Source organism: Streptomyces sp. NPDC107500 (assembly GCF_055582785.1).
The window spans coordinates 932741-953207 of record NZ_JBVJPF010000001.1 but is presented as its reverse complement, the minus strand read 5'-3'; the positions used below and the strand labels follow the sequence as shown (position 1 = coordinate 953207).

The window sequence follows — 20467 nt, the reverse complement described above, 5'->3', positions numbered from 1 at the left end:
CGAAACCATGGCGGTTTCCGTAACCCTTCCGGCGCTCGGCGAGAGCGTCACCGAGGGCACCGTCACCCGTTGGCTGAAGGCCGAGGGTGAGCGCGTCGAGGCCGACGAGCCGTTGCTCGAGGTCTCGACCGACAAGGTCGACACCGAGATCCCGGCGCCCGCGTCGGGCGTGCTGTCCTCCATCAAGGTCGCCGAGGACGAGACCGTCGAGGTCGGCGCCGAGCTGGCGCTGATCGACGACGGCACCGGCGCCCCGGCCGCCGAGCAGGCCCCGCAGGCCGAGCAGGCCGCCGAGCCGGCCCCCGAGCCCGCCGCTGCCGCCCCGTCCACCGAGCAGGCCGCCCCGGCGCCCGCGCCGAGCGCCGAGCAGTCCGGCGGCGGTTCCGCCGAGGGCACGGACGTCGTCCTGCCCGCGCTCGGCGAGTCCGTCACCGAGGGCACCGTCACCCGCTGGCTGAAGTCGGTCGGTGACAGCGTCGAGGCCGACGAGCCGCTGCTCGAGGTGTCCACCGACAAGGTCGACACCGAGATCCCCGCCCCCGCGTCCGGCACCCTGCTGGAGATCGTGGTCGGCGAGGACGAGACCGCCGAGGTCGGCGCCAAGCTCGCCGTCATCGGCGAGGCGGGTGCCGCTCCGGCCGCCGCCCCCGCCCAGGAGGCTCCGGCCCAGGAGGCCCCGGCCAAGCCCGAGCCCACCCCGGCTCCGGCTCCGGCTCCCGCGCAGGCCGCCCCGGCTCCGGCCGCTCCGGCCCCGCAGGCGCCCCCGGCTCCCGCCCCGCAGCCGGCCGCCCCGGCTCCGGCTGCCGCCCCGGCCGCTCCGGCCGCCGCCCAGCCGGCGGACGACGGCGCCTACGTCACCCCGCTGGTGCGCAAGCTCGCCGCCGAGAACGGCGTCGACCTGTCCACCGTCAAGGGCACCGGCGTCGGCGGCCGCATCCGCAAGCAGGACGTCATCGCCGCCGCCGAGGCCGCGAAGGCCGCCGCTCCGGCGCCCGCCGCTGCCGCCCCGGCCACCGCCGCGAAGAAGGCCCCCACCCTGGAGGCCTCCCCGCTGCGCGGCCAGACCGTCAAGATGCCCCGCATCCGCAAGGTCATCGGCGACAACATGGTCAAGGCGCTGCACGAGCAGGCCCAGCTGTCGTCGGTCGTCGAGGTCGACGTCACCCGCCTGATGAAGCTGCGCGGCCGGGCCAAGGACGCGTTCGCGGCCCGTGAGGGCGTCAAGCTCTCGCCGATGCCGTTCTTCGTGCGGGCCGCCGCCCAGGCGCTGAAGGCGCACGCGCCGATCAACGCCAAGATCAACGAGGCCGAGGGGACCATCACCTACTTCGACACCGAGAACATCGGTATCGCGGTGGACTCCGAGAAGGGCCTGATGACCCCGGTCATCAAGAACGCCGGTGACCTCAACCTGGCCGGCATCGCCAAGGCGACCGCCGACCTGGCGGGCAAGGTGCGGGCCAGCAAGATCAGCCCGGACGAGCTGGCCGGTGCGACCTTCACCATCAGCAACACCGGTTCGCGCGGCGCGCTGTTCGACACGATCATCGTGCCGCCGGGCCAGGTCGCCATCCTCGGCATCGGCGCCACGGTCAAGCGTCCGGCCGTCGTCGAGACGGAGGAGGGTCCCGTCATCGGCATCCGCGACATGACGTTCCTGACCCTGTCCTACGACCACCGCCTGGTGGACGGCGCCGACGCCGCCCGCTACCTGACGGCGGTCAAGGCGATCCTGGAGGCCGGCGAGTTCGAGGTCGAGCTCGGCCTGTAGTCCCTCGTCAGTGCGCCTGTACGGTGCCCCCGCCCGGAATCCCTCCGGGCGGGGGCATCGCCGTGTTCCGGGCGGGGAACGCTGTGTAAGTCTCGTCTCACCTGCGCCGAAGCGCCCCCGTGCACCCTTCCCGCCCGCCGCGACGGCCGTATTGTTACTCAACGTCAAACGCCCCAGGGGGCCGAACGGACCCCTCCCGAAGGAGCTCCCATGACCGCGCCCGTCGTCCACTCGCTGCGCGAACAGATCCGCGAGCACATCCTGGAAGGGATCATCAGCGGGCGCTGGCAGCCGGGCGAGCGGATCGTGGAGCGCCGGATCGCCACCGAGCTGGAGGTCAGCCAGACGCCGGTGCGGGAGGCGCTGCGGGAGCTGGAGTCGCTGCGGCTGATCGAGTCGGCGCCGAACAAGGGCGTGCGGGTGCGGAACCTGACCGCCGCCGACCTGGAGGAGAGCTACCCCGTCCGGGCCGGTCTGGAGGCCATCGCGGCCGAGCTGGCGGCGGACCGGCTCGCCCTGGACTGCTCGGCCCTGGAGCCGCACGTCGCGGCGCTGTACGAGGCCGACCGGGTCTCCGACGGGACGGGCCAGGTGCGGCACACGGTGGGCTTCCACCGCGAGCTGGTCCGCGCGGCGGGCAACTCGGTGCTGCTGCACACGTGGGAGGGGCTGGGCATCGAGGTCTTCACGGCCCTGTCGATACGGTGGCTGGGCACGGTGCAGCAGTCGTACGCGGAGGAGCACGAGGAGCTGGTCGCGGCCTTCCGCCGCCGGGACCCCCGGATCCCGGAGATCGTCAAGGCTCACGTGTTGGGCTGCGCGCCCCGGGCGTAGTTCCTCGCCCCCGCCGCCCCTACCCTTCCCGCCCCTGGGGGCTCCGCCCCCAGACCCCCGTTCGCGCAGTTCCCCGCGCCCCTTCAGGGGCGCGGGGAACTGCGCGAACAGCCACGACGCGCCGGCAGCCGCCGAAGACACCGCAACCACCCGAGCCCTACCGCGCTCACCTGCACAAACACCCACCCGCACAAGGTCACTCCGTGCCATCGCCGAAGGCACCCCGTGCCGACTTTCTCGTAATCAAGAGGTTTTGCCCCTCAACCCTTTGATCGATCATCGATCAGGGAGTTACAGTCACGGACGGGCTTCCACCCGAGCCCCACGCCCTGTCCTGCCAAAGACCTAGGGCACCCCCGAACCCTTGCCGATGAGGGAACCCCCTTCGACTGAGGAAGGCGGCGACATGACCGACCCCAAAGCCATCCAGCCGAGCGAGCTCGACCAGCTCCCGGACCGCGACCCCGAGGAGACCGCCGAGTGGCAGGCCTCCCTGGACGCCGTCACCAAGGCGGCCGGGCCGCACCGTGCCGCGTACTTGATGCGCCGCACCCTGGAGCGCGCCGAGGGCGCCGGCCTGGCGCTGCCGAAGCTGCTCGAGACGGACTACGTCAACTCCATCCCGACCGCCGACGAGCCCGCTGTGGACGGCGACGAGGACCTGGAGCAGCGGATCACCGCCTGGAACCGCTGGAACGCGGCCGCCATGGTGACCCGCGGCAGCAAGCACGGCGTCGGCGGCCACATCGCCACCTTCGCCTCCGCGGCCTGGCTGTACGAGACCGGCTTCAACCACTTCTTCAAGGGCAAGGAGGGTGACGGCTCCGGCGACCAGCTCTACGTCCAGGGCCACGCCTCCCCCGGCATCTACGCCCGCGCCTTCCTCGACGGCCGGCTGACCGAGGACCACCTCGACAACTTCCGGCGCGAGGCCGGCGGCAACGGGCTGCCGTCCTACCCGCACCCGCGCCGCCTGCCCTGGCTGTGGGAGTTCCCCACCGTCTCCATGGGCCTCGGGCCGATCTCCGCGATCTACCAGGCGCGGTTCAACCGCTACCTGACCAGCCGCGGCATCAAGGACCTGACCAACTCCCACGTGTGGGCGTTCCTCGGCGACGGCGAGATGGACGAGCCGGAGTCCACCACCGCGCTCACCCTCGCCTCCCGCGAGGGCCTGGACAACCTGACCTTCGTCATCAACTGCAACCTGCAGCGCCTCGACGGTCCGGTCCGCGCCAACTTCAAGATCGTGCAGGAGCTGGAGGCCCAGTTCCGCGGCGCCGGCTGGAACGTCGTCAAGAGCCTGTGGGGCACGGCGTGGGACGAGCTGTTCCAGCTCGACACGAACGGCGCGCTCGTACGCCGCCTGCGCGAGGTACCCGACGCGCAGGTGCAGACGTACCAGACGCGCGACGCCGCCTACATCCGCGAGGACTTCTTCGGCAAGGACCCGGAGCTCGCCGCGATGGCGAAGCTGCTGTCCGACGACAAGATCCTCGAGTGTTTCCACTACTCGCGCGGCGGCCACGAGTCCCGCAAGGTCTACGCCGCCTACCGGGCCGCGCTCGCCCACAAGGGCGCGCCGACCGTGATCCTGGCCCAGACGGTCAAGGGCCACACCCTCGGCACCGGCTTCGCCTCCAAGAACGCCAACCACCAGATGAAGAAGCTCTCGGTGGACGAGTTCAAGGACATGCGCGACCTGCTCGGTCTGCCGATCAAGGACAGCGACTTCACCGACGGCGTGGTCCCCTACGGCCACCCCGGCGCCGACTCCCCCGAGGTCCGCTACCTCCAGGAGCGCCGCGCCGCCCTCGGCGGTCCGGCCCCGGCCCGCCGCGTGCACCCGGTCGCGCCGCTGCCCGCGCCCGCCGAGAAGGCGTTCGCCTCCTTCGACAAGGGCTCCGGCTCGCAGAGCGTGGCCACCACCATGGCCTTCGTCCGCCTGGTCAAGGACCTGGTCCGCGACAAGGAGACCGGCAAGCGCTGGGTGCCGATCGTCCCCGACGAGGCGCGCACCTTCGGCATGGAGAGCCTCTTCCCGTCCCTCGGGATCTACTCCCCCAAGGGCCAGACGTACGAGCCGGTCGACCGCGACCAGCTGATGTACTACAAGGAGGCCAAGAACGGCCAGATCCTCAACGAGGGGATCACCGAGGCCGGTTCGATGGCCGACTTCATCGCCGCGTCGACGTCGTACGCGACGCACGGCGAGACGATGATCCCGTTCTACATCTTCTACTCGATGTTCGGCTGGCAGCGCACGGCCGACCAGATGTGGCAGCTCGGCGACCAGCTCGGCCGCGGGTTCCTGGTCGGCGCCACGGCCGGCCGGACCACGCTGACCGGTGAGGGCCTCCAGCACGCGGACGGCCACTCCCCGGCCATCGCGGCGACCAACCCGGCCGCGATGACGTACGACCCGGCCTTCGCGTACGAGGTCGCGGCGATCGTCAAGGACGGTCTGCGCCGGATGTACGGCGAGGCGGCCCCGGGCGAGGACCCGAACGTCTTCTACTACCTGACCGTCTACAACGAGCCGATGCCGCAGCCGGCCAAGCCGTCCGGCGCCGGTGTGGACGAGGGCATCGTCAAGGGCCTGTACCGCTTCAACACGGCGGAGTCGGCGGGCCTGACCCCGGCGGCGAACGCCCCGCGGCTCCAGCTCCTGTCCTCCGGTACGGCGATCCACTGGGCGCTCAAGGCGCAGCGGCTGCTCGCCGAGGAGTGGGGCGTGGCCGCCGACGTGTGGTCCGCGACCTCCTGGACGGAGCTGCGCCGGGACGCGATGGACGCCGACGAGGCGCTGCTGCGCGGCGAGGAGCGGGTGCCGTACGTCCGCCGCGCGCTCCAGGGCGCCGAGGGCCCGGTCCTCGCGGTCTCCGACTACATGCGCCAGGTCCCGGACCAGATCGCGCAGTGGGTCGAGCAGGACTACTCGTCGCTCGGTGCCGACGGCTTCGGCCTCTCGGACACCCGTGACGCGGCCCGCCGGCACTTCGGTGTCGACGCCGAGTCCATCGTGGTCGCGGCCCTGGCCCAGCTCGCCCGGCGCGGCGAGGTCAAGGCGACGGCCGTGAAGGAGGCGCGCGAGCGCTACGGCCTGTAAGCCGGGCATGACCCGAAGGAGGCCCCCGCCGCGGCGGGGGCCTCCTGCATGATGTGGGGATGCGCGCTGCCCGCCTCATCAAGATGGTGCTGCTCCTCCAGTCCCGCCCGGCCATGACCGCCGCCGAGCTGGCCCGGGAGCTGGAGGTCTCCGAGCGGACCGTGACGCGGGACGCGCAGGCGCTGTCGGAGGCCGGGGTCCCGGTGTACGCCGAGCGCGGGCGGGCCGGGGGCTACCGGCTGATCGGCGGCTACCGGACGCGGCTGACCGGGCTGGCCCGGGGCGAGGCCGAGGCGCTGTTCCTGTCCGGGGTGCCGGGCGCGCTGCGCGAGATGGGCCTGGAGGACGCGGCCTCGGCGGCCCGGCTGAAGGTGTCGGCGGCGCTGCTCCCGTCGCTGCGGGACGCCTCCCGTACCGCGGCGCAGCGCTTCCATCTGGACGCGCCGAACTGGTTCCGCGAGCCCCGCACGCCCGAGCTGCTGCCGGCGGTCGCGGACGCGGTCTGGGACGACCGGCGGATCACGGCGCGCTACCGGCGTGCGCGGGACGAGGTGGTGCGGGAGCTGGAGCCGTACGGCCTCGTCCTGAAGGCGGGAGTCTGGTACCTGTGCGCGCGGGTCGGGAGGGAGGCGGACGGCGGGCCGTACCGGGTGTACCGGATCGACCGGTTCACGGCGGTGGAGCCGGGCGAGGAGCGTTTCGCGCGGGACGACGACTTCGACCTGCCCGCGTTCTGGGCGGAGCGGGCCGAGCAGTTCGCGCGGTCCATCCTGCGGGCGCGGGTCGTGGTGCGGCTGTCGGAGCGGGGCGTGCGCGGGCTCCCGCACGTGGTGGACACGCTGTCGGCCCGGGAGGCGCTGGCGGCGGCCGAGGGGCCGGACGCGGACGGGTGGGTGACGGTGTCGCTGCCGGTGGAGTCGGAGGAGGTCGCGCACACTCAGCTGACGGGGCTGGGTGCGGAGGTGGAGGTGCTGGCGCCGGAGGGGCTGCGGGACCGGTTCGCCCGGGACGCCCTACGGCTCGCGGGGCTGTACGCCGGTGCGGGGCCGGACGGCGGCTGACCGTTCCCGCGCGGCGATTCCCGCATAACGATCCGCCGCACTCCACGTGCGTGGCACCCCCGCAGGGCCGATGCTGGACCCGTGATGGACGAGACGGAGTTCTGGGAGCTGATCGACGCCGCCCGGCAGGGCGCCGACGGCGATCCCGAGGACCAGGCCGACCTGCTGGTGGACCGGCTGCTCACCATGGACCCGGACCTCGTGCTCGACTTCGCCCGCCACTTCGAGGCCCGCTACAACCGCGCCTGCACCTGGGACCTGTGGGCCGCGGCGTGGGTGCTGCTGGGCGGTGCCAGCGACGACGCCTTCGACTTCTTCCGCTGCTGGCTGATCGGCCAGGGCCGCGAGGTGTACGAGGGCGCGGTGCACGAACCCGACTCGCTCGCCGAACTGCTGGACGACTTCGACGAGGAGCTGGACGGCGACGGGGAGGAGCTGGGCTACGCGGCCGACGAGGCCTACGAGCAGCTCACCGGCACCGTCGCGCCCGACCTCGGCATCGCCCCCGCCCCCGCGGAGCCGCTGGGCACCGCGATCGACCTGGAGAGCAACCAGGCCCTCGCCGCACGCCTCCCCCGCCTGTGGGAGCGGTTCGGCCCGGAGTGACCCGGCGGCGTCCGCCGGGCCCGTGAGGCCGCGGTTCAGGCCGTGCGGCCCTGGAGACGTGCCGCGGTCCGGCGGATCTCCGGGAGGCGGTCCGAGAGGGCGGCGCCCGGGCAGCTGGTCTGGTAGCCGTCGTCGTGGCCCGCGACGGCGGGCAGGGTCGCCGTGGCGCCCGCGGCGTAGCGGCTGAGCCCGTTGCTGGAGACCAGGGCGACCTTCGCGCGCGGGTCGGTGTCGGTCTCGCCGAGCTTCCAGGCGGCCACGGCGGCGATCGCGTCGGTGAGCGCGTCCGGCACGGGCACGCCCGCGGTGAAGGTGCCGAGGGCGGCGATGCCGGTGGTGCGGTGGTTGAAGCCCTGGGTGTGGGCGCCGGTGACGGGGCGGTCGGCGCCGCCGGCGCGGCCCTCGTAGACGGTGCCGCAGCGGTCGACGATGAAGTTGTAGCCGATGTCGTCCCAGTCCCGGGCGCCGGTCTGGCCCATGTACACGCCGCGCAGGATGCCCGGCACGTCGGCGCAGTCGTAGTCGTTCGGCGTGTCCGTGTGGTGGACGAAGACGGCGAGGATCTTGTCGTCGTAGCGCGGGGCGGGCTGGTCGCGGGCGGCCCCGCCCAGCCAGGCCGACCTGGGCACGATGGCCGGCCGGGGCGCGGAGTGCCGGTCGGCGGCGACGGGACTGGCCCGTGTGGTCGCCGCCTGTTCGACCCCGTTGGCGCAGAGGAACAGCGCGGCGACGGCGGCCAGGCCGGGCAGCGCGCCGAGGGCGGCCCGCAGCGCACGCGGCATCCCGGCCGCACCGGTGGTGGAGGCGCGGGCGGCATCCGGTGCGGGAACGGTACGCCGCTCCCGGGCCCCGCGTGGTCTCAGGGGACGCATGGTCCCACTGTCCGGCGGATCGGGTCCGCCCGCGATGTGTGCTGTGCCACCTGGTGGAACCATCGTCCCGGTCCACGACGTTTTCCGGTTGATCGCACATGCTCGCTCGGGTGACCGTTTCCGGTCGGTCGCGCGGCAGAGTCTGATCATCGGGGCCGTACGGCACGTACTGAGGGTTCCCGGGGTCCGGTGGTGGAAAGGCGGCTCGCGTGGACCTGCTCGACGTTCTGCTGGTGCTGGTGGTGCTGGCCTACGCCGCGTCCGGATACCGGCGCGGCCTGGTGGCCGGCTGTGTCTCGCTGGCCGGTTTCGTGGGCGGTGCGGCGCTCGGCGTGTGGATCCTGCCCTGGGTGACGGATCTCGTGACGCCGGGCTCGACGTCGACGACGGTGCTCGCGGTGGTCACGGTGCTGCTGCCGGCGATCGTCGTGCACGAGCTCGCGGGGCGGCTGGCGCTGCGGCTGCGCCGGGAGCTGGACGCGGGCCCGCTCAGGGTGGCCGACGGGGTCGGCGGGGCGGCGGCGAACGCGGTGGCGGCGTTGATCGTGGCGTGGGTGGCTGCCAGCGTGCTCGCGGCGTCCTCGTCCTCGCTGCTCACCTCGGCGATCCGGGACTCGACGCTGCTGGGCGCCGTACAGCGGGCGATGCCGGACACCACGCCCGCGTGGTTCTCGGGGGCGACGTCCGCGCTGACCGAGGCCGGGTTCCCGCAGGTCTTCAACCCGTTCGAGAACGAGGCGACGGCGCGGGTCGCCGAGCCGTCCGGGGACAGCGTGACGCCGGCCGCGACCCGGGCGGCCCAGCGCAGCACGGTGAAGGTGGAGGGCGTCGCGGGCACCCAGGGCCGGGAGGGCAGCGGCTTCGTCTTCGCGCCGGAGCGGGTGATGACCAACGCCCACGTGGTGGCCGGCATCGACGACCCGACCGTGCGGATCGGCGGGGTGGGCCCGTCGTACCAGGCGCGCGTGGTGCTGTTCGACCCGGGCAAGGACGTGGCCGTGCTGTACGTCCCTGACCTGTCCGCGCCCGTCCTGCGGTTCGACGACGACGCGGAGCGCGGGGACCCCGCGGTGGTGGCGGGCTACCCGCAGGACGGCGACCTGGACCTGCGGGCGGCGACGGTGGCGAGCCGGACGCGGGCGACCGGGCAGAACATCTACAGCGACGCGAACGTCACCCGGGAGATCTACTCGATCCGCTCCACGGTCCGCCCCGGCAACTCGGGCGGACCGCTGCTGACCACCGACGGCCGGGTGTACGGCGTGGTGTTCGCCCGCTCCACCTCCGACGCGGGGACCGGTTACGTGCTGACGGCGGCCGAGGTGGCCGCCGACGCGGAGCGTGCCGCGGACGCGACGGAGGCGGTGGACACGGGCGAACCGGTCACGTCGTGACCGGCGACGGCTCCCGCTCGGTCAGGAACCGGCCCATCGTCACGTCGTCCACGTAGGCGCCGCCGAGGTAGAACTCCTCGGGCTGCACCCCCTCGACGACGAAGCCCTCGGACTCGTAGAGCTTGCGGGCGGCCGTGTTGTGGCCGAGGACGCGCAGGGTGATGCGGCGGGCCCCGAGGCGGCGGGCCTCCTCGACGGCGGCGCGGACCAGCGCGCGGCCGACGCCGCACCCGCGGGCCGTGCCGGCGACGGCGAGACCGCGGATCTGGCGTACGTGGGCGTTGGCGGCCAGTGGCGTCGGGAAGCCGAGACGGACATAGCCCGCGACGACGCCGTCCAGCTCGGCCACGATGTGGTCGTCCGGGCCCGAGTGCGGCCGGAAGAAGGGGTCGTCCGGTCCCGGCGGGGGTGAGACGGCGTGCAGGAGCGACCAGGTGTCGCGGTCGAGCCGGCGCAGCGGCTCCTCGTCGTCGGACCTGGCGGGACGTATGTGCGGAGCTGGCATGACGGTCACTGTACGACGCGGACGCGGGCACCGGTCCGCCGCTTTTCCCGGCCCACCCGGCAGGATGGGCGCATGGACTTGGAACGTTCCCGCATCGTGGTGGCCGGCGCGTCCGGTCTCATCGGCAGCGCCCTGGTGCGGTCCCTGACCGCGGACGGACACGAGGTGGTGCGGCTGGTACGCCGTACGCCCAGCGGCCCGGACGAGGTCCGCTGGGACCCGGAGAACGGGCGGGTGGACGCGGCCGGGCTCGCGGGCTGCGACGCCGTGGTCAACCTGGCCGGCGCCGGGGTGGGCGACCGCCGCTGGACCGACGCGTACAAGACACGCATCCGCAGCAGCCGCGTACACGGCACGACGGCGCTCGCCGAGGCCGTCGCGGCGATGGAACGGCCGCCGCGGGTCTTCGTGAACGGCAGCGCGATCGGCTACTACGGGGAGACCGGCGACCGGGCCGTGGACGAGAGCGCGCCCGCCGGTGAGGGCTTCCTGCCGGCCCTGTGCGTGGAGTGGGAGGCCGCGGCGGCGCCCGCCCAGGAGGCGGGCGTGCGGACCGTCTTCACCCGGACGGGGCTGGTCGTCTCGAGCGGCGGCGGGGCCTGGGGGCGGCTCTTCCCGCTGTTCAAGGCCGGGCTCGGCGGACGGCTGGGCGACGGGTCCCAGTACTGGTCCTTCGTGGCGCTGCACGACGAGGTGGCGGCGATCCGGCACCTGCTGGACCACGAGGACCTGTCGGGGCCGTTCAACCTGACGGCCCCGCAGCCGCTGACGAACCGTGAGATCACCGTGGCCATGGGCCGGGTGCTGCACCGCCCGACGCCCTTCCCGGTGCCCGCGCCGGTGCTGCGCGCGGCGCTCGGCGAGATGGCCGGCGACGTCCTGGGCAGCGCCCGGGTCCTGCCGGGCCGCCTTCAGGAATCGGGGTTCCGGTTCGCGTTCCCGGAGATCGACGGGGCGATCCGGGCGGCGCTGTGAGGTGCGGATGTGACCACTTGGCGCCGCTATGCGACCGCCGTGCGACCGTGCCCTGTCCCTGCGCGACTCCTCTTGACGATTTCTGGACCTAACCTCGTCTCGAACTCGGGTATCCCTCAAGGCGGTTGGGGGCATGACGTCTCCAGCGGCCGCGCAACCTCGAGGAGGGGCACGTGCTTGAGCCCGCGTACCAGGCGGACGTCGTCGTCGTGGGGGCCGGGATCGCCGGACTCGCCGCGGCGCATCGGCTGACCAGCGCAGGAGTGACGACCACGGTCCTGGAGGCCGCCCATGCGGTGGGCGGCAGGCAGGCGACCGAGAAGGTCGACGGATTCCGGCTCGACAGAATCGGACAGCTGCTGTCCACGGCCTATCCCGAACTGCGCCGCACCCCAGGGCTCGACGGCCTCGCGCTGCTGCCCTTCGCCCCCGGGGTCCTGCTGCACAGCGAGGGCAGGCACCACCGCGCGGGCGCCCCGGCGGGTGTACGGGGCGCAAGGGGCGCACTTCACGCGGTGCGCGCCCTCGCGAGCGCCCCTCGGTCGATCCCCGCGCCCCGGCGCGCGGCCGGCCCTCCCAGGGGCTACGGCAGGCCCGCGCCCACGCCCCGCGTCCGGGCCGGCGCGCCGCTCGGTACCGCCGTCGACCAGGCCCGGCTCGGCGCCGCGCTGTCGCGGCTCGCGGGCACCCCGGTGGAGCGGCTGCTGGCCCGCCCGGAGCTGCCCGCCGCCCGGGCCCTGGCCGCGCGCGGAGTGCCCGCGCGGACGGTGGACGGCTTCCTGCGTCCGCTGCTCGCCGCCCTGCTGTGCGACCCGGACCTCACGACCTCCAGCCGGTGCGCGGACCTCGCGCTGCGCGCCTTCGCCGGCGGACGGCTGGCCCTGCCCGAGGGCGGCGCCGAGGCCCTGCCCGAGCACCTGGCCCGCTCCCTGCCGCCGGGCACCGTGCACACCGGCGTCCGGGTCACCGCGGTCGCCACCAACGCCGTGACCACCGCGGAGCACGGGGTGATCCGCTGCCGTGCCGTCCTGGTGGCGACGGACGCCCGCGCGGCGGCCGCGCTGCTGCCGGGACTGCGGGTGCCGGACTTCCATCCCGTGACGGTGGTGCACCACACCACCGACGACCCCCCGACGACCGGTACGTCCCTGCTGCTCGACGCCGACCGGGGCGGTCCGGTCGCCCACACGGCGGTGGTCAGCCACGTGGACCCGACCAGGGCACCGGCCGGTCGCGCCCTGGTCTCCTCGGTGGTCCTCGGCCCGCCCCCGTCCGACGTGGACACCGCCGTCCGCATCCACCTGTCCCGCCTCTACGGCACCTCCACCACCCGCTGGGAGACCCTCGCCGTGCACCACACGCCCGAGGCGGTCCCCGCGATGCGCCCCCCGCACGACCCACGCCGCCCCGTGCGGCTCCTGGCCGGTCTCTACGTCTGCGGCGACCACCGCGACACCAGCACCGTCCAGGGCGCCCTCCACTCGGGCCACCGCGCCTCGGCGGCCGTCCTGACGGACCTGGGCGCGGGCCGGCCGATGCACTCGGCGGAGTCGGTGCGGGCGGCGCGGGCGGCGTAGGGCCTGTCCGGTCGGACAGGCCCGGTGGCCGGGTGGTCAGTTCAGCGCGGCGACCTTGTCGCGGTACCCGCGTGCCGGGGCTGCGTCCCGGTACGGCTCCAGGCGGCGTTCGAAGTCGCGGACGTACTCCGCGGCGCGGACCGAGCGCATCTCGGCCGCCTGCCCGGCCGCCTCGGCGGCCAGCTGGCAGGCCTGGTCGAGTTCGCCGAGGCCGAGGCGGGCGGTGGCGAGGACGACGCGGCAGAACAGGCGGCTGCGGGCGTAGACGGGGGCGCGCAGCTGGAGCGAGCGTTCCGCGTGCTGGGCGGCGGCGCGGAACTGCTGGAGGTCGCGGTGGCAGTGGCCGAACTCGTCGGCGAGCTGCGCCTCGTCGAAGAAGCGCGCCCAGTGCGGCACCTCGTCGCCCGGCCGCGCGGCCTCCAGCGCCCGCTCGGCGCGCACCAGCGCTGCGGTGCAGGCCCGCACCTCCCCGAGCAGACCGTGCGCCCGCGCCTCGGCGGCGTGCAGCAGCGTCTGCACCACCGGCGGCGCGGAGGTCCCGACGCCCTGCTGAGCCACCCGCGCGAGCTGCACGGCCTCGCGCCCGTGGCCCAGGTAGACGGCCTGGCGGCTCATCGTGACCAGCACGTACGAGCCGTACGCCCGGTCGCCCGCCGCCTGCGACAGCCGCAGCGCCTGCACGAAGTAGCGCTGCGCGAGACCGTGCGCGGCGATGTCGTACGACGTCCAGCCCGCGAGCCGGGTGAGGTCCGCGGCGGCGGCGAACAGGCGCCGGCCGGTCTGCTCGCCGTAGGTGCCGCGCAGCATCGGCTCCAGCTCGTGCTCCAGGTACCGCACCAGCGCCTGCCTGGCGTGCCCACCGCCGTACCGGTCGTCCAGGCTGCGGAACAGCTCGCCGACCGAGCGCAGCGCGGCGAGGTCGCCGCCGGTGACCTTCTGGCCGGGGCCGCGCTCGGCCGGGGCCCTGCGCCGGGACGGTTCGAGGGGGACGGCCGGGAGCCGGGGAGTCGCCGGGCGGCCCTGCGCCGGGATGCGGAGGGGCACCTCGGCGCGGGCCACCCTCTCGTCGGCGCGGCCGATCAGCCAGTCGCGGCTGGGCACGACGAGCCCGGCCGGGGTGAAGGCGATCTTCCGCAGTTCGGCGTGGCTGCCGGAGTCCTTGCGCCACAGGCCGCCGACGATGTCGACGGCCTCGTCGGGGCTCCCGGCGAACTCCAGCCCGGCGTAGACCGGCGCGCAGGCGTCCAGGCCGAGGTCCTGGGCGGTGAGGCGGCGGCCCAGGCGCCGGGTGAAGACCTCGGCGATCAGCGCCGGGGTGGTGCCCCGGGGCTGCTGGCCGCGCAGCCACCGGGTGACGGACGTCTTGTCGTATCTCAGGTCCAGGCCGTGTTCGAGTCCGAGCTGGTCGACGCGACGCGCGAGACCCGCGTTCGAGAACCCCGCTTCGGCGATGAGCGCGGCGAGCTGGCGGTTGGGGGTGCGCTGCGCGGGTCGTTCCGTCATGGTGCGGTGCGGTCTCCTGCCTTCCGGGCCGATACGCCCGGAGCGCCTGTGAGCAGCCCTTATGGCCTCGTGAACGGCGTGAATGTAGCGGAGAGTAAGCACCCGATCGCAGGCTTCGCGCGGCATTCATCCGATCGTGTGAGGATTGCCCGCCCGGCTGACGGCGAGCGGGCGGTCGTACAGTGGCTTGGGCACGCTTCGTGCCTGACGACCTTCCAGGGAGGCACTTGCCGTGAGTGAGCTGCGGTTCGTCCGAATGGGGTTCGATGCCGAACGCGTCGAGTACCAGGAGGCGTGGGACGAGCAGCGCCGGGTGCACGCCGCGCGGTTCGCCGACGAGGTCCCCGACACCGTGCTGCTCCTCGAACACCCGCCGGTCTACACCGCCGGCCGGCGCACCGAGGAGAGCGAGCGCCCGCTGGACGGGACGCCCGTGATCGACGTGGACCGCGGCGGCAAGATCACCTGGCACGGGCCGGGCCAGCTGGTCGGCTACCCGATCCAGAAGCTCCCGCGCCCGGTGGACGTGGTGGCGCACGTACGGCGTCTCGAGGAGGCCCTGATCCGCACCTGCGCGGAGTTCGGCCTGGAGACCACCCGGGTCGAGGGCCGCAGCGGGGTGTGGGTGCTCGGCGACCCGGTCGAGCACCGTCCGGCGCTCGGCGGCCTCTCCCTGGACTTCGACCCCCGTCTGACGGACGACGAGTTCGACCCGCGTATGAACGGGCCCGAGTACGCCCCGTCCAACGCCGGCCAGCGCCGCGAGGACCGCAAGATCGCCGCGATCGGCATCCGGGTCGCCAAGGGCGTCACCATGCACGGTTTCGCGCTGAACGTGAACCCCGACAACAAGTGGTTCGACCGGATCATCCCGTGCGGCATCCGCGACGCGGGCGTCGCCTCCCTGGCGAACGAACTCGGCCGCGACGTGACCATCGAGGAGGTCCTCCCGGTCGCCGAGCGCCATCTGCGGGACGTCCTGGAGAACGCGGACCTCAAGCCCCGGGTGATCGAGAAGGCGCCGGCGGCATAAAAACAGCCCGTCCGGCGTTTGGGAACGAGGCCGTTCAGGCCGAGAGCGGGGGCCTGGGGGCGGCAGCCCCCGGCAAGGCCAGCGCCGACGCCGACCACCAAATCAACGGGCGTACCCTGAAGAACGCCGAAGAATCAAACGCTAGGGAGCCGGTCGTGTCCGCAGTCGCACCCGACGGACGCAAGATGCTGCGCCTGGAGGTCCGCAACAGCCAGACCCCCATCGAGCGCAAGCCCGAGTGGATCAAGACCCGGGCGAAAATGGGCCCCGAGTACACGAAGATGCAGAACCTCGTGAAGGGCGAGGGCCTGCACACGGTCTGCCAGGAAGCCGGCTGTCCCAACATCTACGAGTGCTGGGAGGACCGCGAGGCGACCTTCCTCATCGGCGGCGACCAGTGCACCCGGCGTTGCGACTTCTGCCAGATCGACACCGGCAAGCCCGAGGCGCTCGACCGCGACGAGCCCCGCCGCGTCGGCGAGTCCGTGGTCACCATGGACCTGAACTACGCCACCATCACCGGCGTCGCCCGTGACGACCTGCCCGACGGCGGCGCCTGGCTGTACGCCGAGACCGTGCGCCAGATCCACCAGCAGACGGCGGAGCGCGAGGCCGGCCGCACCAAGGTCGAGCTGCTCGCCCCCGACTTCAACGCGGTGCCGGAACTGCTGCGCGAGGTCTTCGACTCCCGCCCCGAGGTCTTCGCGCACAACGTCGAGACCGTCCCGCGGATCTTCAAGCGCATCCGCCCGGGCTTCCGCTACGAGCGCTCGCTGAAGGTGCTCACCGACGCCCGCGACTACGGCCTGATCACCAAGTCCAACCTGATCCTCGGCATGGGCGAGACCCGTGAGGAGATCAGCGAGGCGCTGAAGCAGCTGCACGGCGCCGGCTGCGAGCTGATCACCATCACGCAGTACCTGCGCCCCTCGGTGCGCCACCACCCCGTGGAGCGCTGGGTCAAGCCGCACGAGTTCGTGGAGCTGAAGGAGGAGGCCGAGCAGATCGGCTTCTCCGGTGTGATGTCCGGCCCGCTGGTCCGGTCCTCGTATCGAGCGGGACGCCTCTACGGCATGGCCATGGAGCAGCGTCACTCCGCCACCGTGTGAATTCACGCACAAGGCCCTACTCGCCAGTAATGGCCGAGATTCCGCGGCCCCGACCGTCCTCGCAGATGAGGACACCGGTCGGGGCCGCGCGCCCGTTCCGGGGCCCGGCATCACGGCTTCACGTCCGTTTGACCGGCGGGTCACGCCCTGGTAACACCAGTCAGTGACCCTGGAATCACACCACGTACACCCGTCTCCGTACCCGGAGCCGTACCGAGGGGGGACCTCCACGATGCAGGCCGCACCCGTTCGCCCCACCGCCGTCCGCGCCACCGCCATCCCGTCGTTCACCACCGCGCTGCGGGCCGTCGAGTCGCTGCTGATGAGCAGCGGCCAGCGCACCGCCCGGCGCAACGCCTGGACCTCCGTGCTGGAGGACCGCCGCCGCGCCAAGGAGCGCATCGAGACGGAGCGGGTGCTCGGGCAGTCCGTCGTCGGCCGCCCCTGAACCTCGCCCGGCCCCTCCTCCCCGCCCCCCGCCGGGCACTGCCGTCGTCGGCGCTTTCGGGGGCACGTAGACTTCGTGCCATGGCGAGGAAGGAACCTGCAGCGGACGCTGCGAATCCAGGGCGACTGAAGCAGATCGCTCTGACCTACAAGATGACCCGCAAGGCCGACAAGAAGATCGGTCTTGTGCTCGCGGGTGTCGGCATCGTCGTCTTCGGTGTCTTCCTGGCGATCGGTTTCCTGGTCGGTCACCCCATCTATCTCGGCATCCTGGGCGTGCTGCTCGCCTTCCTCGCGACGGCGATCGTCTTCGGGCGCCGGGCCGAGCGGGCGGCCTTCGGCCAGATGGAGGGACAGCCGGGTGCCGCGGCGGCCGTGCTGGACAACATCGGCCGGGGCTGGAGCACGACCCCCGCGGTGGCGATGAACCGCAACCAGGACGTCGTGCACCGCGCGGTCGGCAAGGCCGGCATCGTGCTGGTCGCCGAGGGCAACCCGAACCGGGTGAAGTCCCTGCTCGCGGCCGAGAAGCGGAAGATGAACCGCATCGTCGCCGACGTGCCCGTGCACGATCTGGTGGTGGGCACCGGCGAGGGCCAGGTCGAGCTGAAGAAGCTGCGCACGACCATGCTCAAGCTCCCCCGCGTCCTGTCCGGTCCGCAGGTCACCGTGACCAACGACCGGCTGCGCGCGCTGGGCGACCTGATGAGCAACATGCCGCTGCCCAAGGGCCCGATGCCCAAGGGCATGCGCATGCCCCGCGGCGGCAACCCGAGGCAGCGCTGACCCCGCAGGACTCCGAGACGCCGGTACGGCGATGGGGGCGACCGAATCACTTCGGTCGCCCCCATCGCCGTACCGGCGGCGTCGTCTCCGCGCCGGCGTCGTGCCGCGTGCCGGGTCAGATGCGGATCTCCACCGTGCGCGCCAGCCTGTCGTGCAGGCCGCGGCCGTCGCGGTCCCAGATCAGCGCCGGGAGGGCGAGGCACAGCAGGACCGAGCGGAGCAGGGCGCGCACCGGGCTGGGGCGGCCGGTGGCCAGGTCGACCACGCGCAGGCCGAGGAGGCGCTTGCCCGGGGTGAAGCCGACCGTGCCGACGGTCAGCACGCTGAGTACGAAGAAAATCAGCAGCGCCCAGTTGCCGGTCGCCTGGTCGTAGCCGTCCGTGATCAGGCCGTATGCGATCAGGAGGCACAGGGCCCAGTCGACGGCCAGGGCGCCGATGCGCCTGCCCGGGCGGGCGATCGAGCCCGGTCCCTCCTCGGGCAGACCGAGCTGCTCCCCCCGGTATCCGAGATCGGCGCCGGACTCTTCGATGGCCGCGCGCGGCCCGGAAAGCCACGATCCGATTGCTTGCCTGTTGTCCACCCGAACACGGTACTGCGCCCGTATACGTACCGGGGACGGCGGGGTGTGGCAGGCCCCGATCGGGCCTAGGCTGGATGCGAAGCCGGTTAACTTCTGCGAAACAAACGGGTCACCTTAGAGAAATCACCCGTCCCTAGGGTCGAGGAAGCGTGTGCCACCCGCACTGGCCGCACGAACGATCTACCACCCCGGCGGGACGGTCGGGAGTAGGAGGAGCTGGATGTTCCAGAACGCCGACGACGCCAAGAAGTACATCGCGGACGAGGACGTCAAGTTCGTCGACGTCCGGTTCTGCGACCTGCCGGGCGTCATGCAGCACTTCACGTTGCCCGCCGAGGCGTTCGACCCCGACGACGAGCAGGCCTTCGACGGATCCTCGATCCGCGGCTTCCAGGCCATCCACGAGTCGGACATGTCCCTGCGCCCGGACCTGTCCACCGCGCGCATCGACCCGTTCCGCCGGGACAAGACGCTCAACATCAACTTCTTCATCCACGACCCGATCACGGGCGAGCAGTACTCCCGCGACCCGCGGAACGTGGCGAAGAAGGCCGAGGCGTACCTGGCGTCGACCGGCATCGCCGACACGGCGTTCTTCGGCCCCGAGGCGGAGTTCTACGTCTTCGACTCCGTCCGCTTCGCCACCAGCGCGAACGAGTCCTTCTACCACATCGACTCCGAGGCCGGCGCCTGGAACACCGGCGCCCTGGAGGACAACCGCGGGTACAAGGTCCGCTACAAGGGCGGTTACTTCCCGGTCCCGCCGGTCGACCACTTCGCCGACCTGCGCGCCGAGATCTCCCTGGAGCTGGAGCGGTCCGGCCTGAAGGTCGAGCGCCAGCACCACGAGGTGGGCACCGCCGGCCAGGCGGAGATCAACTACAAGTTCAACACGCTGCTGGCCGCCGCGGACGACCTCCAGCTCTTCAAGTACATCGTGAAGAACGTGGCCTGGAAGAACGGCAAGACGGCGACCTTCATGCCGAAGCCGATCTTCGGTGACAACGGCTCGGGCATGCACGTCCACCAGTCGCTGTGGTCGGGCGGCGAGCCGCTCTTCTACGACGAGCAGGGCTACGCCGGCCTGTCCGACACCGCCCGCTACTACATCGGCGGCATCCTGCGGCACGCCCCGTCGCTGCTGGCCTTCACCAACCCGACGGTGAACTCCTACCACCGCCTGGTCCCGGGCTTCGAGGCGCCGATCAACCTGGTGTACTCGCAGCGCAACCGCTCCGCCGCGATGCGTATCCCGATCACCGGCTCGAACCCGAAGGCCAAGCGCGTCGAGTTCCGCGCCCCGGACTCCTCCGGCAACCCGTACCTGGCCTTCTCGGCCCTGCTGCTCGCGGGCCTGGACGGCATCAAGAACAAGATCGAGCCGGCCGAGCCCATCGACAAGGACCTCTACGAGCTGGCTCCCGAGGAGCACGCCAACGTGGCCCAGGTCCCGACCTCCCTCGGCGCGGTCCTCGACCGCCTGGAGGGCGACCACGAGTTCCTCCTCCAGGGCGACGTGTTCACGCCGGACCTGATCGAGACGTGGATCGACTACAAGCGCGCCAACGAGATCGCGCCGCTCCAGCTGCGTCCGCACCCGCACGAGTTCGAGCTGTACTTCGACGTGTGATCGACTCGACGCCCGAGCCGTCAGGCGCCCCCGTCCCCCGTTCTCCGGGGGGCGGGGGCGCCTTCGTCCGTGGCCGAAAACCCTTCACAGCGCGGACCGGGACCGGAATCATGTCCAGTGACACGATTGTTCGAGTCGGGTTTTGATCAGGGGGACGGGGAGAGTGCCGGAGATGGCTGAGCGGGACGACGAGGAGCGCGAGTTCGACATCCGGTGGGCGGACGGCGCCGAGCACAAGGAGCCCTCCGCGCGCGCCCGGATGCTCGCCGCGCGCTGGAAGGAGAACCCTCCCGGACCGGTCCCGTTCCGCGGCGACCCCGACCACGTGGGCTCGCCGCGCCGGTCGTCCTGGGTGTCCACCGTCATCGTGCTCGGCTGCGTGGCCGCGGTGATCGTCCTGCTGGGGTACATCAACTTCCGGGTGCCCTAGGGCCTGTCTGACAATTCCCGTCGTCGCCCGGAGGGCGGCCTCGCGGCGTCAGGTGCGTGCTCTCGCCGTGCCGGGCGTAGAGCCTCGTACTGGATGTACTTGGCTCTGCGCCCGGTGCGGCGAGAGTGCGTGCATGGCGTCGCGGGGCTGGGGGCACCTCCCGGCCGGAGGCTGGGGGAGGGAATTGTCAGACAGGCCCTAGGCCGGCCCGCGGGCCTGGCGTTCGGGCCGTTGTCAGTGGG

General features: G+C 72.8%; 18 protein-coding genes. 14 read left to right on the top strand and 4 right to left on the bottom strand.

Going from position 1 to position 20467, the window contains the following annotated elements; genetic code table 11:
* The first annotated feature begins 7 nt into the window (after window positions 1–7).
* From sucB to ACZ67M_RS04170, 5 genes are all read left to right on the top strand, one after another.
* Window positions 8–1771, top strand: coding sequence for a 2-oxoglutarate dehydrogenase, E2 component, dihydrolipoamide succinyltransferase (sucB, locus tag ACZ67M_RS04190; protein ID WP_398918687.1), 1764 nt, complete (start codon window positions 8–10; stop codon window positions 1769–1771).
* Between the two features lie 210 nt (window positions 1772–1981).
* Complete coding sequence (locus tag ACZ67M_RS04185) at window positions 1982–2605, top strand: GntR family transcriptional regulator (RefSeq protein ID WP_234953874.1); 624 nt, start codon at window positions 1982–1984, stop codon at window positions 2603–2605.
* 406 nt (window positions 2606–3011) lie between these two features.
* Complete coding sequence (gene aceE / locus ACZ67M_RS04180) at window positions 3012–5714, top strand: pyruvate dehydrogenase (acetyl-transferring), homodimeric type (protein ID WP_361355454.1); 2703 nt, start codon at window positions 3012–3014, stop codon at window positions 5712–5714.
* 59 nt (window positions 5715–5773) lie between these two features.
* Window positions 5774–6775, top strand: coding sequence for a helix-turn-helix transcriptional regulator (locus ACZ67M_RS04175; RefSeq protein ID WP_392009055.1), 1002 nt, complete (start codon window positions 5774–5776; stop codon window positions 6773–6775).
* An 84-nt stretch (window positions 6776–6859) separates the two neighbouring features.
* Window positions 6860–7381 carry a DUF4240 domain-containing protein gene (locus ACZ67M_RS04170; protein WP_361355541.1) on the top strand — a complete coding sequence of 174 codons (522 nt, stop codon included), beginning with the start codon at window positions 6860–6862 and terminating at the stop codon, window positions 7379–7381.
* A gap of 35 nt (window positions 7382–7416) precedes the next feature.
* Here the strand turns inward: ACZ67M_RS04170 and ACZ67M_RS04165 are convergent, their stop codons facing one another.
* On the bottom strand, window positions 7417–8316 hold the full coding sequence (locus ACZ67M_RS04165) for a peptidoglycan recognition protein family protein (protein WP_469849489.1): 900 nt from the start codon (window positions 8314–8316) through the stop codon (window positions 7417–7419).
* Window positions 8317–8462: 146 nt separating this feature from the next.
* Here ACZ67M_RS04165 and ACZ67M_RS04160 point away from each other — a divergent pair, with 146 nt between their 5' ends.
* The gene (locus ACZ67M_RS04160) at window positions 8463–9647 is read left to right on the top strand and encodes a MarP family serine protease (protein WP_469849487.1); all 1185 of its coding nucleotides are present in this window, start codon (window positions 8463–8465) and stop codon (window positions 9645–9647) included.
* On the opposite strand, the gene ACZ67M_RS04155 is transcribed toward ACZ67M_RS04160, so the two are convergent.
* Complete coding sequence (locus ACZ67M_RS04155) at window positions 9637–10161, bottom strand: GNAT family N-acetyltransferase (RefSeq protein ID WP_385804149.1); 525 nt, start codon at window positions 10159–10161, stop codon at window positions 9637–9639. The genes ACZ67M_RS04160 and ACZ67M_RS04155 overlap by 11 nt on opposite strands.
* 63 nt (window positions 10162–10224) lie before the next feature.
* On the opposite strand from ACZ67M_RS04155, the gene ACZ67M_RS04150 reads away from it, so the two are divergent.
* Window positions 10225–11127: a TIGR01777 family oxidoreductase gene (locus ACZ67M_RS04150; protein WP_361355445.1), complete on the top strand. Its 903-nt coding sequence runs from the start codon at window positions 10225–10227 to the stop codon at window positions 11125–11127.
* 173 nt (window positions 11128–11300) lie between these two features.
* Window positions 11301–12704 (top strand): NAD(P)/FAD-dependent oxidoreductase, encoded by a 1404-nt coding sequence (locus ACZ67M_RS04145; protein WP_392009045.1) that lies wholly within the window; start codon window positions 11301–11303, stop codon window positions 12702–12704.
* A 36-nt stretch (window positions 12705–12740) separates the two neighbouring features.
* Here ACZ67M_RS04145 and ACZ67M_RS04140 read toward each other — a convergent pair whose 3' ends face one another.
* The gene (locus ACZ67M_RS04140; protein ID WP_361355441.1) at window positions 12741–14207 is read right to left on the bottom strand and encodes a regulator; all 1467 of its coding nucleotides are present in this window, start codon (window positions 14205–14207) and stop codon (window positions 12741–12743) included.
* 232 nt (window positions 14208–14439) lie between these two features.
* On the opposite strand from ACZ67M_RS04140, the gene lipB reads away from it, so the two are divergent.
* From lipB to ACZ67M_RS04120, 4 genes are all read left to right on the top strand, one after another.
* On the top strand, window positions 14440–15240 hold the full coding sequence (lipB, locus tag ACZ67M_RS04135; RefSeq protein WP_385804156.1) for a lipoyl(octanoyl) transferase LipB: 801 nt from the start codon (window positions 14440–14442) through the stop codon (window positions 15238–15240).
* A gap of 155 nt (window positions 15241–15395) precedes the next feature.
* Window positions 15396–16349, top strand: coding sequence for a lipoyl synthase (gene lipA / locus ACZ67M_RS04130; protein WP_161329654.1), 954 nt, complete (start codon window positions 15396–15398; stop codon window positions 16347–16349).
* Between the two features lie 232 nt (window positions 16350–16581).
* Entirely contained in the window at window positions 16582–16797 is a 216-nt protein-coding gene (locus ACZ67M_RS04125; protein WP_122620488.1) for an SCO2195 family GlnR-regulated protein, read from the top strand.
* An 80-nt stretch (window positions 16798–16877) separates the two neighbouring features.
* Window positions 16878–17582, top strand: a complete 705-nt coding sequence (locus tag ACZ67M_RS04120) for a DUF4191 domain-containing protein (RefSeq protein ID WP_122620487.1) — start codon at window positions 16878–16880, stop codon at window positions 17580–17582.
* 115 nt (window positions 17583–17697) lie between these two features.
* Here the strand turns inward: ACZ67M_RS04120 and ACZ67M_RS04115 are convergent, their stop codons facing one another.
* Window positions 17698–18165 (bottom strand): RDD family protein, encoded by a 468-nt coding sequence (locus ACZ67M_RS04115; RefSeq protein WP_122620486.1) that lies wholly within the window; start codon window positions 18163–18165, stop codon window positions 17698–17700.
* Between the two features lie 220 nt (window positions 18166–18385).
* On the opposite strand from ACZ67M_RS04115, the gene glnA reads away from it, so the two are divergent.
* Both glnA and ACZ67M_RS04105 read left to right on the top strand, forming a co-directional pair.
* Window positions 18386–19795, top strand: coding sequence for a type I glutamate--ammonia ligase (gene glnA / locus ACZ67M_RS04110; protein WP_122620485.1), 1410 nt, complete (start codon window positions 18386–18388; stop codon window positions 19793–19795).
* Between the two features lie 172 nt (window positions 19796–19967).
* Window positions 19968–20225: an SCO2583/SCO2584 N-terminal domain-containing protein gene (locus ACZ67M_RS04105; RefSeq protein WP_202558344.1), complete on the top strand. Its 258-nt coding sequence runs from the start codon at window positions 19968–19970 to the stop codon at window positions 20223–20225.
* Window positions 20226–20467: the final 242 nt, after the last annotated feature.

Coding starts and splice junctions, on each gene's coding strand:
- ACZ67M_RS04185 (WP_234953874.1), top strand. CDS start 1,982: ATGACCGCGCCCGTCGTCCACTCGCTGCGCGAACAGATCCGCGAGCAC.
- ACZ67M_RS04165 (WP_469849489.1), bottom strand. CDS start 8,316: ATGGTTCCACCAGGTGGCACAGCACACATCGCGGGCGGACCCGATCCG.
- ACZ67M_RS04120 (WP_122620487.1), top strand. CDS start 16,878: ATGGCGAGGAAGGAACCTGCAGCGGACGCTGCGAATCCAGGGCGACTG.
- ACZ67M_RS04140 (WP_361355441.1), bottom strand. CDS start 14,207: ATGACGGAACGACCCGCGCAGCGCACCCCCAACCGCCAGCTCGCCGCG.
- sucB (WP_398918687.1), top strand. CDS start 8: ATGGCGGTTTCCGTAACCCTTCCGGCGCTCGGCGAGAGCGTCACCGAG.
- ACZ67M_RS04105 (WP_202558344.1), top strand. CDS start 19,968: ATGGCTGAGCGGGACGACGAGGAGCGCGAGTTCGACATCCGGTGGGCG.
- ACZ67M_RS04175 (WP_392009055.1), top strand. CDS start 5,774: ATGCGCGCTGCCCGCCTCATCAAGATGGTGCTGCTCCTCCAGTCCCGC.
- aceE (WP_361355454.1), top strand. CDS start 3,012: ATGACCGACCCCAAAGCCATCCAGCCGAGCGAGCTCGACCAGCTCCCG.
- ACZ67M_RS04125 (WP_122620488.1), top strand. CDS start 16,582: ATGCAGGCCGCACCCGTTCGCCCCACCGCCGTCCGCGCCACCGCCATC.
- ACZ67M_RS04170 (WP_361355541.1), top strand. CDS start 6,860: ATGGACGAGACGGAGTTCTGGGAGCTGATCGACGCCGCCCGGCAGGGC.
- ACZ67M_RS04150 (WP_361355445.1), top strand. CDS start 10,225: ATGGACTTGGAACGTTCCCGCATCGTGGTGGCCGGCGCGTCCGGTCTC.
- glnA (WP_122620485.1), top strand. CDS start 18,386: ATGTTCCAGAACGCCGACGACGCCAAGAAGTACATCGCGGACGAGGAC.